An 11,532-nucleotide genomic window follows, 5' to 3' on the forward strand; every position below is an offset into this window, starting at 1 on the left:
TCTTCCTGAGTCGGGGTGCCGGGTGGTGCAACCCTGCCCCATCCCGGGCCATTCCCGTCGCGGGCTGATGAGGGCGCCGCGCTCGGACCACGCTGGATCCCGCTCCGGGGCGGGGAGCGCGACCGGCGACCCGCTGTGCCGCCGCGACCGTAGGCTGGCGGGATGACGTCCCGGGTGCGACTCCTGCTGGCCTCGTCGCACCCCGGGCCGACCGTGACGGTCACCGTGCTGGCGACCGTGATCGCGGCGGCGTCCGGGCATCCGCTCGGGCAGGTCGTGCTGGTGGCGCTCGCCGTGCTGCTCGGGCAGCTCTCGATCGGGCTCGCGAACGACTGGATCGACGCCGACCGCGACCGCGCGGTGGGGCGCACGGACAAGCCGGTCGCGCAGGGGCTGATCGGCGTGGGCGCCGTCCGCATCGCCGCACTGGGGACGGCCGCGGCCGCCGTGGTGCTCTCGCTGCTGCTCGGACCGGTCGCCGCGGTCGCGCACCTGGTGCTGGTCGCCGCGGGCTGGGCCTACGACGCGGGGCTCAAGCGCACGGTCTGGTCGGTCGCTCCCTTCGTGGTCGCCTTCGGGCTGCTGCCGGTGGTGGCGGTGGCGGCGGGCGACGGCCGGGTCCCCGCCTGGTGGGCGATCGCGACCGGCGCCGTGTTCGGCGTCGCGATCCACTGCACGAACGTGCTCCCCGACCTGGTCGACGACGAGGCCACCGGGGTCCGCGGCTTCCCCCACCGCCTCGGCCTGCGGCTCTCCGGAGTCGTCGCCTTCGGGTCGCTGGTGGTCGCCGCGCTGCTCGTGCTCGTCGGACAGCTCGTCGGCGACCAGCCGGTGCGCGGGACGGGCGTGGTGCTCGCGGTGATCGGGACCCTCGCGGTGGTCGTGCTCGCCGCGGCGGGCATCCGCCTGGTGCTGACCGGCCCGCCCACGCGCACCCTGTTCCGGCTGGTGATCGCGGCCTCGCTCGTGCTGGTGGTCGAGCTCGGGCTGGCGGGCGCGCGGCTGGTCGGCTGACCGGCCGCCCTCAGGACCAGCGCATCGCGTAGACGCGGGCGAGCAGGTCCGAGGTCGGCAGGGCGAGGGCGGTGCGGAGGAACGCCTCGCGGCCGCGGTGCGCGAGCGTGCCGAGCGGGCGTCCGAGCGCCATGTTCGCCTCCGCCTGCCGCGCCGCGCGCCGGGCCGCGGTGGTGCGCCGCCGGGCGAAGCCGGGCCAGGGGCCGGCCTCGCCGCGGCGCACGACACCGGCCAGGAGGGGGGCGAGCTCGGCGGCGTCGAGCCAGCCGAGGTTCATGCCCTGCCCGCCGATCGGACTGATCTCGTGCGCGGCGTCGCCGATGAGCACGACGCGGCCGACGCCCATCCGCTCGGCCTCGCGGCGCCGCACCTGGAATCCGCTGAGCATCGTGCACGTCTCCGGGTCGGCGTCGGCGCCCGTCCGGTCGCGGACAGCGGCGGCCAGGGCGCGCGCGGCCTCCTGGTCGGGGGCCTCCTCGGGCCGCCAGGCGGGGGCGCCGAGGGAACGGTCCGGGCCGCTCAGGGCGACGTACCGGCGCCGACCGCCCGGGAGCGGGAAGGACTCCACCACTCCGGCCGGGCCGACGTCGACCAGCGCGGTGCCGGTGAGACCGCCGGGCTCGGGGTCGGCGAAGTCGCCCATCACGTAGCGGTCCGGGTAGTCGCGGCCGGTGGTGCGGATCCCGAGCAGATCGCGGACGGTGCTGCGTGCGCCGTCGGCTCCCACGACGAAGGCGGCGCGGACGGAGACCGGCTCGCCGCCCGGTCCGGTGCCGGTCGCCTCGACGGTGGAGCCGCGACGGAGCAGGCCGGTCAGCGCGACGCCGGGGCGCAGCGCGTCCGGGGCCGCCGCCTCGAGGCGCTCGCGGAGGATCGCCTCGGTGCGGTGCTGGTCGAGGGTGACGACGTAGGGGTGCGTCGCGGAGGCGCGCGCGAACGAGAGCGTGCCGAGCGTGCGGCCCCGGCTGCGCGCGACGCCCTCGCGGACCCGGGTGGCCTCGGCCAGCACGGGAGCATCGGCCCCGATCGCGGCGAACGCGTCGAGCGACGGCGGATGGATGCCGATCGCCCGCGAGCCGCGCGGCACCGAGGAGCGCCGCTCCCACACCTGCACGTCCACTCCGGCCCGCGCCAGGAGCGCGCCGAGCAGGAGTCCGACCGGACCGCCGCCGACCACGAGCACGTCCGTCTCCGCTGTCACGGGTCGAGCCTAGGGAGCGGCGGCGCGGCGGGCGAGGGGGTGCGCTCGACCGCCGCGCGTGCTCAGGGTGCGAGCGGAGGCGTCAGAGCGCGTCGACGGCGGCGAGGATCTCCTCGGTCTCCGTGCGCGTCGTGTAATCGACGTGCACGTCCGCCGTGCGGACGATCCGGTCGACGTCGACGACCAGGACGGTCGGGTACGGGACGGCCGGGGTGTCGTCGGCGTTGCTGTCCTTCACGGCGAAGCCGAGCGCGGTGTGCGCCTCCTGCGCCTCGCCGCTGGGGGCGGTGACGATGCCGAGAGCGCTCGCGAGCGTGTTGCCGGGGTCGGAGACGACGGTGAAGCCCAGGTCGCCGTTCGCGACCGCCGCGCGCGACCCGTCGGGGGTCTGCGGGCTGATCGCGACGAGGGCGACTCCGCGCGACGCGAGCTCGGGGGCGAGGGTCTCGTTGTAGTGCTTGAGCGTGATGTTGCAGTACGGGCACCAGGCTCCGCGGTAGAAGACGAGGACGGCCGGGCCCGCGCCGAGGACGTCCGCGAGGTCGACGGTGTCGCCGTCGACGGTCACGACGGAGGCGGCGGGAAGCGCGTCGCCGGCGGTGACGGCTCCGCTCGGGGCGCCGGCGGCGACGAGGTCGTCGCGCTCGCCGGAGAAGACGGCGGCGAGCTCGGGGCCGACCGTGTCGTCGAAGCCGACGGTGAACTCGTCGAGCTGGGTGCGGACGGAGGTGCTGGTCATCGGAAGTCCTTCGGTCGTGACGGTCGTGGTCCCCCGTCCGGGAGCCTAGGCACGCGGGGGACCGGGCGCCGGGCGCCCGTCACGCGGCGTCACACGACGGCCGACGCGTGTCGGCCGGCGTGCGTGGGGCCCGGCCCCGTCGCTCCGTCAGTCCGGGGCGACGACCAGCTCGCCGCCGGCGGAGCGCGAGACGCACGGCATGATCCAGCGGTCCTGCTCCTCGGGGGTCAGCACCAGGTCGCGGTGCTCCGCCGTCCCGCCGACGAGGCGCAGGCGGCAGGTGCCGCACGTGCCCGACTCGCAGGAGGAGTCGACGTCGATCCCGGAGGAGCGGAGCGCGGTGAGGAGCGAGCGGTCGGCCGGGACCTCCACAACGGCTCCGGTCGGCTCCCAGACGGCGGCGAAGGGGACGGCCCGGTCGCCGACGGCGTCGACGCCCGCGAAGTCCTCGACGTGGATCCGGCTCGGGCGCCAGTGCATCGTGAGGGCGAGGACCTCGTCGATCAGCGCGGACGGACCGCAGCAGTAGATCCGGGTGTCGTCGTCGGGCTCGGCGACGAGCGGCCAGAGGTCGAGCCGGCCGTGGATCGCACTGTGGTGCACGAGGGAGCCGTCGGCGGAGAACTCGTCGAGCCACGCGGTGTCCTCGGGGGTGCGGCTGAGGTAGACGACCTGCACGGCCGATCCCTGCGCCCGGAGCTCGGCGGCCATCGCGCGGATCGGGGTGACCCCGATCCCGCCGGCGATCAGGAGGTAGCGGGCGGCGGGCCGGAGGGCGAAGGTGTTCGCGGGCGGCGCGGAGGAGAGGACGTCGCCGACGCGGACGTCGTCGTGGAGGCTCCGCGATCCGCCCCGGCCCCCGGGCTCCCGGCGCACCGCGATCGCGTAGTGCGACGGCTCCGAGGATCCCGGCTCGACGAGGCTGTAGCTGCGGCGCTCGCCGGAGGGGGTCGTGAGCGTGAGGTGCGCGCCGGCCGAGTAGCCGGGCAGCGGGGCGCCGTCCTCGCTCCGCAGCACGAAGCGGGTGACGGCCGAGGTGAGCGCCTCGCGCTCGGCCACCACGAGCGGCAGCTCAGCCACGGAGCACCAGCTCGTCGCCCACGCCGAGCGTGCCGCCGTCGAGGACCTCCGCGTAGACGCCGAGGAGCTCGTGGCCGTAGGTCTCGTGCAGCAGGCGAGGGACCGGCAGGTCGCGCCGACCGGTGCCCGGCTCGACCTCGGTCGCGGCGCACCGCTCGGTGGCCTTCGTGATCCGCAGCCGCAGCCCGCCCGCGGTGAGCTCGCGCCCGAGCAGCTCGAGCTCGCTCCACGCGGGCAGCCCCTCGAGGTGGATGTTCCCGCGGAACCGCAGCGGATCGACGCTCCGGCCCGTGCGCTCGGCGAGGTCGCGGACACTCGCCAGGTTGATCAGCGAGACGTACTCCATCTCGACATCGGAGTTGTGGGCCGTGTCGGTGTAGCGGCGCCCCGCGTCCTGGGCGATCACGGGCTCGACGCCGGGCGGCAGGTCGAGCACGCGGGCGGCGAAGGAGCGCAGTGCGGCCCGGCCGTCCTCCGCGCCGAGGTCGGCGGAGAGGACCCGGTGGCCGCGGACGTCGACGGTGAGCACTCCGCTGCCGGGGTCGAGGTGCGTGGTCAGGCCGGCGAGGCGCGCCTCGGCGACGAGCACGAAGTACTCGCGCTTGGAGATGCCGTGCCGCATGCCGGGCCGGTAGGCGCCGCCGGGGCGGGCGAGGGCGATCGTGCGGTCGAAGGGGACGCCGCGGCCGGCGGTGAGCTCGACGCGGGGGAGCGGCTGCGGGGTCAAGCCCTTCACCGGGTAGACGAAGAGGCCGTCCACGCGTGTCGTCATGCCCCCATCCTGGCGCATCGCCGGGGAGCCGGCAGGGCCGTCGCGGCGCAGCGGAGCGCGAGGGACGGACGCGGCGCCGTGCGGATCCTGCGAGGGCGGGCGGAGGGATCCCCTCCGGCGGGCCTCGTCAGTACTGGAGGGAGAGGCCGACCAGGGGCGGGACGACGAGCGCGCCCAGCTCGACGATCGCGACGCTCGCGCCGACGCCGAGCGTGACGGCCGAGAGCAGCCGGGCGCGGTCCTTCCGCGCGACGCCGATGACGCCGACGATCGCGGTCGCCGTCGCGAGCACGAGCATCGTGACCCCGAGGGCGGCGAAGAGCGCCCCGATCTGCGTGGTGTCGAAGCCGCCCTGGAACGCGAGGACCGGGATGGCCGTGGTGAGCGCGGTCCGCCCGATCTGCGCGAGGACGAGGACGATCGCGAGGACGAGGCCGACGAGGCCGACGACGTCGCGGGGCCGGGGCTGGGGGGCGGGGACGGAGGCGGTCACGCCGTCGAGCCTAGAGGCGGGCGCGGCGGCGGGGCGAGTGCCGAAGGGTGTCGCCGAGCTCGGTTTTTCGTCTCATGACCGGCGCCCCTGGCGGGCTTCCTCCGAACGAGAACCGGCTTCCCGTGACTGCTCGGCACCCTGTCATGCACTTCGTGCTCACGAGTGCTTCGGAAGGAGGAACGCCGGGAACACCTCAGCGAATCTCTCGGCGGTGACTATGAGCCATTGAGCGAGATCAGGAGCGGTGGCCTCGTCGCGCCACTCGCCGGTTTCGCGTAGGAGGACCTGGCTCGACAGGTTCCCCGGCTCATTGAGCCACTCGAGATCCGCGCCGACGGCAGCCTCGATCTCCACGCGATGGTCGAGCAGGCGGGCGAAGAGCGCCTTGTCCTCTCGGATCTTCAGCGCACAGGAGACGCCGGCGGGTTCGCGGGACGACAATCCGAGGACGATGACGGATCCGGGCACGCCGAGACTCACGTCGACAGTGGATCCGGTCGATCCGCTGGGCCAGGACGTGATCCTCGTCTGGAGACTCTCGCCGAGGTCGTGGACCTTGAGGAAGAACGCCTTCCTCTGCGCGAGGAGCGGCCGGGTCCCAGGCACCCGATGTCGATCCTGGTCGATCTCCAGCCCCGCGAGATCGGCGAGGTCTTCGGCGCGGAGGAACTGCGCCGGATCGGCCCGGCCCTCGCGATCGAAGGTGAGACCCTCGGACTCGAGGAACTCGCGCGGAGGATCGGTCCGGTCCGAGTCCATCCATCTGAAGCCCGGCGCTATCGTGCCGCCGCTTTGAAGTACTCTCCACGCGCCTTGCATCGGGTTGCTCGCGAGGACGGCTGCGACGGGTTGAGGGTAAGAGCCGGCGACCAGGGCGACCTCGCCGTAGGACGTCCATCTGCCGGCGGGGATCTCGGCGACTATTGAGGCCACGACGCTCCGCATCGCGGAGGGCTCTGCCCCGCCGGACGACGTCAGGTCTTCATCAGGACCAGGCCACAGAGCGATGATCCTCTCTGCGAGAGCGGCGCTGCGCTTCGCGATCTCCGGAGCGCCCCACTCCTCCTCGCCCGCGATCTCCTGATTAAGGCGAAGGCCACTCTCGGCCAGCATCCTGCGCTTCTGGTCGAAGGGGCGGTTGCTGAGCTCGCTGTTGTACCCGGTGAGAGTGAGGTTGCCGATCGTGTGGACGAGGCGGTCGTGCTCATAGGCGAGATCGGATCCGTCGGGCAGGCCCCGCTCGAAACCACGCCGTACGGCGTCGGTCAGGGTCTGAGGCAGGACGTGCTCGATGGTCAGGTTGCCCGGGTCGATAGTCTCCTTCGACTCGTAGGACTCCTCGAGCCACAGCAGGATGAGCTTCTTCTGAGCGGCCCGACCCTGCCAGTAGAACGGGACATTCGTCACCGCCTCCCGCACCTGCTTGTCCGTGCCGTAGTACTTGCGGCCGCGCGACAGGTGCTCGCGCAACGCGACGTCGATATCGGGGGCATCGGCAATGGCGCTCACTGCTTGAAGGAGCGTTCGATTCAAGCTCGCAGTCGCGCGCCCGATGACGATGCGCCGGACGAAGTAGGACTCGAGGTAGGTCAGGGCCTGAAGCACCTGATCAGCGGACGCGGTTCCTGCAGCCCGCCGGTCCAAGAGGCGCATGACGACGGGATACGCAGTCGTCGAGCCCCATGCTCGGATCCGCGTCAGGCGTCTCTGGATTCGGTTGTCGACCTCGAGCGAAGGATCGAGAATAGCCGCGAGTACGTCGCCCAGCTTCGCGATTCGCACGACCTCGGCCACGATTTCCGCCGGGCCGGCGAGCTTCTCTAAGCGCTTCTGCTGCCCTGTATACGTGTCCGACTGCTTGGCGCGTTCGTCCGTCTGCACCAGGTCGAGCCAGAACAGCAACTCGAGGCTGTCTGCACTGAGCTTCTTCTCCAGAGGCAACCAGACCGATTCGTAGACCTCGACGCCGCTGTCGCCGAGCCGCATGAACAGATAGTTCTTCAGGAGATCCGACTGGGTCAGCTGAAGGCCGGTGTTGTTCAGCGATTCGAAGATGCGGTGTGCATTGTCCCGGGGCTCTGCCGTCACGACGACGAGGGCGAGGCCGTTGACTATGACGTTCTCGATCTCCTCGAGATCGTGCGGATCATCCGGGTCGTCGGCCGCAGCGATCTTCGAGCGGAAGTGGTTGTACGCCTCGCCGATCCGGCCGACACCTCCTGCGTCCGGAGCCGACCGAATGACCGCCAGGTAGGATGCTCTATCCGCCTGCGTGGGCAGAACTTTCGCCGGCTTGTCCTTGTCGTACACATTGACCAGGTACTGCGCCTGGATGCCCTCAGCCTTTTCGGCGTCGCCGGTCTCGTTCAAGTGGTCTCGGAGGGCGGCCAGGAGGAGCGTGAGGGTCGTCAGGCGCTGCTGCCCATCGACCACGAGCAGCTTCGAGACGCCGACAACCGAGAAGTCGGGACTCTGGGCGAGTACCAGCGAGCCGATGAAGTGCGTCGCGGTGGGCTCCTCGCGGCGGGTGTTCGCGAGCTCGGCGATGTCGTTCCACAGCTGGTCGAGCTGCGGCTTCCCCCATGAGTAGACCCGCTGGTAGAGCGGCACCTGGTACTGCTTCTTACCCTCCAGCACACCGGCGAGGTTCGTCTCCGCTGCCTTGACCATTCTTACCTCCGCGTTGAAGTGTCTTCAAGATCGGCTTGCGCCCGTGGACGGCGCCTAATGATCGGCGGGCGCTGCCACTGAGAGGCCGCCCCTATTCGGGGTGAGCTCGAGGACGGTCTGGTCCGAGTCGGTGAGAACCGGGATCCCGTCGGGCAGCGTGTGGAGCGCCCGGGCGAGACGGCTGAAGGTCGTTCGAGCCTCGAGAGTTCCTTTGCCGGCGAAGGCGATGAGAATCCTGCTCGCGTCGATCTGCAGAACGCTCAGATCATCGAGGAGCCCGACGAGCTGCACCTGTCGTGCCGCGATCCGCCCGAGCTCGTCGCGGAGGACCCCCTCGACGGAGAGCAGCGACCGGTCCGGATTCGCATGCTCGGCCGCGACCCTCTCGAGCACCGCGATCCGAGCTCGAAGAGAGAATCCCTCGTACATCTGGGCGACGATGCGTTCGAATTCCCTCATCGGATCGTCGCGCTTGCCCACGAGTGCGACGAGGAGCTCGGGCGCGTACACCCGGTCAACGCCCTCGTACTTGGCCACGACATCGAGCCAGCGGTCGAGACGATCCTCGTAGCTGTTTGCAAGCGCATCGAGCGCACCGAAGGCATGGGCGGCTGAAGAGATCGCCGGGATCCTCGCTTGGTCGAGCAGGTAGCCGGCGACTTTCCGCGTCTGCTGCGCCGCGGTGACCAGTACCGATCGGTCCTCCTCGTTGGCCCGATTCTCGATTCCGAGCAGTGTCGTCGTTATCCTCTCAAGCTTCTTGTTCATCTGGTGCTGCGCGAGCATATCCCCGGCGACGGCAAGACCCACCGTGGCGATAAGTGGTCCGGCCGCAGCAGCGGCGCCCGTCCCCGCCACTGCCGGGACGAGCCGAGCATGAGCCGAGAGTTTCGTCGACCCGGCCGCCCGGACGATTCCGCGGAACCCGCCCCCTACTGCGGGAACGAGATCGCGAGCGACCGCGCCGGTCGGGAGGATGACGCGGTAGAGGCCCTCAGCGGATCCGGGCGATCGGGTGAGGCCGCCCGCGGCCTGACCGATCGCCTTCGCGAAGGCCCCTGCGGTCTGAGCCACGAGACCCGAGGCCACCTGGCCGGCCGGTGTCGGCACGCGACTGATGAGCAAAGCATCGCGATTGAGGAGCATGCGGAGCATCCCCTCGGTGCTCGGTTCCGACGGCGTCGGGACCAGGGGGACGACGACAGCTTCTTCGGGATCCACGGCGCCTCCAGCTGGTGTGTGTATCTCATCCTGTCAGTCGGCGGGGACCGAGCCGACGCATCCCGTTCGGACCGATCAGTCGGCAGCGCTCCTGAAAAGGGACCACCCGGATGCCCGTCCACTGGTTATGGCGCGATGACCCGAGTGCGGTATGTCAAGGTCCGTTCTGCAATGTCCTGTTCGCCTGCCGCCCCTTGCCCGCGCGCCGCTCCGCGCGCACGCTGGAGTCATGACCGCCTGGAGCCCTCTCGAGATCGTCGGCGCCGTGTCCATCGCCCTCGCGCTGATCGGGCTCGCCGTCGCGGCCGTGGCGGTCGGAGCGGGCGACGAGATCGCGTTCATCGGCGTGCTGGTCGCCTTCGCGGTCGCGGTCACCGGGCTCGGCCTCCACATCGCCGGCCGCGAGGCGCGATACCGCCGCGACAACCGGTGACTCCGAAGCGCTTCCGCCGCGACGACCGCTGAGGAGGTGCGCTCCCGCCGCGGCGGCCGCTCAGCGGGACGCGCCCCACCGCGACGGCCGCTGATCGGGGGGCGCCCCGCCGCGACGGCACTCGGCCGGTCAGTGCCCGAGCTCCACCAGCAGCACGCCGGCGATGATCAGGCCGATCCCGCCGAGCATCGTCCAGGTCAGGGGGTCCTGGAACAGCCAGCGCCCGAGCACCGCGGTCAGCGCGACTCCGACCGCCGCCCAGATCCCGTAGGCCACCCCGATCGGCATGCCCTGCGCGAGCGCCCCGGCCAGCAGCGTGAACGCGACGACGTAGCCGACTCCGACCACGACGTACCAGCGCTTCCGGCCGTCCGTCGCGGGCTTGAGGCTCATCGTCGCGGCGACCTCGGTGAGGATCGCGCCCGAGAGCAGCAGCCAGGCCATCAGTGCGCCGCCCGGCGCGCGGCCTGCGCTCGCTGCGAGCCGATCTCGACCATCAGCACGCCCGCGATGATCAGCACCAGCCCGATCTTCATCACGCCCGTCAGCGGCTGACCGAAGAGCACGGCCGCGAGGACCGCCGTCAGCGCGACGCCGCACGCGCCCCACACGCCGTACGCGACTCCGATCGGCATGCCGGCCTTGAGCACCCGGCTGAGGAGGACGAACGCCGCCAGGTAGCCCGCCACCACGAGGGCGTACCAGCCCGGCGACTCGATGGCGGCCTGGAGGGCGAGCGACGCCGTCACCTCGGTGAGGATCGCGCCGGTGAGGAGCACCCAGCTCATCGCGTGCCGTCGGATCGCGTCATCCGGCCAGCGTAGGTCGGGCGCGGAGGCGTGCGCCCGCAGAACGAGAGCGCAGTGCCCGGAGACGGGGTGGGAACGATCGTTCTCCGGGCGGCGACGCGCTCACCGCGCGAAGTGCTCGCGCACCTCCGCCTGCCAGCGCTCGCGGTCCTCCTCCGTGATGAACGCAGCCTCGAAGGAGTTGAGCGCCAGCTGCTCGAGCTGCGCGTCGTCCATCCCCAGCTCCTCGACCAGGGCGCGGTAGTTCTCATCCACGTAGCCGCCGAAGTAGGGCGGGTCGTCGCTCGAGACCGTCACGACGAGTCCCTCGCGGAGCATTGCGGGCAGCGGGTGGTCGGCCATCGTGTCCACCGCGCGCAGGGCGACGTTCGACAGCGGGCACACCGTCACCGGGATGCGGCGCTCGCGGAGCATCGCGACCACCTCCGGGTCCTCCATCGCGCGGATCCCGTGGTCGATCCGCTCGACCTTCAGCAGCTCGACGGTGGCCGCGACCGTCTCGGGCCCGCCCTCCTCGCCGGCTTGCGCGACCAGGCGCAGTCCCTCCGCCGCGGCGCGCGCGTAGACGTCGACGAACAGCTCCGGGCCGAAGCCCACCTCGTTCGAGTCGAGCCCGACGCCGATGACGTGCTCGCGCCAGGGGAGGATCGCCGTCAGCATCTCGTCGGCCGCGTCGGCGCCCAGGTCCCGGAGGAAGCACATGATCAGGTCCGTCGAGATCCCGTGGGTCTCCTCGCTCCGGCTGAGCGCACGGGTGATCCCGCTCATCACGGTGTCGAGCGCGACGCCGTTGCCGAGGTGCGTCTGCGGGTCGAAGAAGATCTCGGCGCGGCGGACGTTCGCCTTCTGCGCCCGGTCGAGGTAGCCGGTCGCGAGCTCGAAGAAGTCCCGCTCCGTCTTCAGCACGGTGAGGTTCGAGTAGTGCAGCTCCAGGAACGACGCGAGGTCGGTGAAGGAGTACCGCGCGCGGAGGGCGTCGAGGTCCTCGGTGGGCAGGGCGACTCCGTTGCGGCGCGCCATCTCGACGATGTGCTCGGGCTCGATTCGAACGAGGTGGGCTTCGGGCCGGAGGGGTTCGTTGAGGTCTACGCGCGCGCCGG

General features: G+C 71.7%; 12 protein-coding genes. 2 read left to right on the forward strand and 10 right to left on the reverse strand.

Annotation, left to right across the window (positions count from 1 at the left end; translation table 11 throughout):
* The first annotated feature begins 162 nt into the window (after nt 1–162).
* On the forward strand, nt 163–1,014 hold the full coding sequence (locus C5C55_RS15350; protein ID WP_104234513.1) for a UbiA family prenyltransferase: 852 nt from the start codon (nt 163–165) through the stop codon (nt 1,012–1,014).
* A 10-nt stretch (nt 1,015–1,024) separates the two neighbouring features.
* On the opposite strand, the gene C5C55_RS15355 is transcribed toward C5C55_RS15350, so the two are convergent.
* The 7 genes from C5C55_RS15355 to C5C55_RS15385 form a co-directional block, all read right to left on the reverse strand.
* Nucleotides 1,025–2,215, reverse strand: a complete 1,191-nt coding sequence (locus C5C55_RS15355; RefSeq protein WP_104234514.1) for an NAD(P)/FAD-dependent oxidoreductase — start codon at nt 2,213–2,215, stop codon at nt 1,025–1,027.
* An 82-nt stretch (nt 2,216–2,297) separates the two neighbouring features.
* A complete protein-coding gene (locus C5C55_RS15360; protein ID WP_104234515.1) occupies nt 2,298–2,954 on the reverse strand; it encodes a peroxiredoxin-like family protein in 657 nt (218 codons plus the stop codon).
* 147 nt (nt 2,955–3,101) lie between these two features.
* A complete protein-coding gene (locus C5C55_RS15365; protein WP_104234516.1) occupies nt 3,102–4,034 on the reverse strand; it encodes a PDR/VanB family oxidoreductase in 933 nt (310 codons plus the stop codon).
* Entirely contained in the window at nt 4,027–4,806 is a 780-nt protein-coding gene (locus C5C55_RS15370; RefSeq protein ID WP_159939649.1) for an MOSC domain-containing protein, read from the reverse strand. The genes C5C55_RS15365 and C5C55_RS15370 overlap by 8 nt, the downstream gene beginning before the upstream one ends.
* Nucleotides 4,807–4,933: 127 nt before the next feature.
* Complete coding sequence (locus C5C55_RS15375; protein ID WP_104234518.1) at nt 4,934–5,299, reverse strand: hypothetical protein; 366 nt, start codon at nt 5,297–5,299, stop codon at nt 4,934–4,936.
* A gap of 156 nt (nt 5,300–5,455) precedes the next feature.
* On the reverse strand, nt 5,456–7,969 hold the full coding sequence (locus C5C55_RS15380) for a DUF4268 domain-containing protein (protein WP_104234519.1): 2,514 nt from the start codon (nt 7,967–7,969) through the stop codon (nt 5,456–5,458).
* Nucleotides 7,970–8,023: 54 nt separating this feature from the next.
* The gene (locus C5C55_RS15385; RefSeq protein WP_104234520.1) at nt 8,024–9,190 is read right to left on the reverse strand and encodes a hypothetical protein; all 1,167 of its coding nucleotides are present in this window, start codon (nt 9,188–9,190) and stop codon (nt 8,024–8,026) included.
* Nucleotides 9,191–9,419: 229 nt separating this feature from the next.
* Between C5C55_RS15385 and C5C55_RS15390 the strand changes: the two genes are divergently transcribed.
* On the forward strand, nt 9,420–9,623 hold the full coding sequence (locus C5C55_RS15390) for a hypothetical protein (protein ID WP_104234521.1): 204 nt from the start codon (nt 9,420–9,422) through the stop codon (nt 9,621–9,623).
* Nucleotides 9,624–9,752: 129 nt separating this feature from the next.
* Here the strand turns inward: C5C55_RS15390 and C5C55_RS15395 are convergent, their stop codons facing one another.
* The 3 genes from C5C55_RS15395 to add form a co-directional block, all read right to left on the reverse strand.
* Nucleotides 9,753–10,067, reverse strand: a complete 315-nt coding sequence (locus tag C5C55_RS15395) for a multidrug efflux SMR transporter (RefSeq protein ID WP_104224891.1) — start codon at nt 10,065–10,067, stop codon at nt 9,753–9,755.
* Nucleotides 10,067–10,411, reverse strand: a complete 345-nt coding sequence (locus tag C5C55_RS15400; RefSeq protein WP_104234522.1) for a multidrug efflux SMR transporter — start codon at nt 10,409–10,411, stop codon at nt 10,067–10,069. The genes C5C55_RS15395 and C5C55_RS15400 overlap by 1 nt, the downstream gene beginning before the upstream one ends.
* 123 nt (nt 10,412–10,534) lie before the next feature.
* A partial coding sequence (add, locus tag C5C55_RS15405) for an adenosine deaminase (protein WP_308471878.1) occupies nt 10,535–11,532 on the reverse strand: 998 nt, incomplete at its 5' end.

The sequence above is a fragment of the Rathayibacter sp. AY1C2 genome, from assembly GCF_002931195.1.
Classification (GTDB): Bacteria; Actinomycetota; Actinomycetes; order Actinomycetales; family Microbacteriaceae; genus Rathayibacter.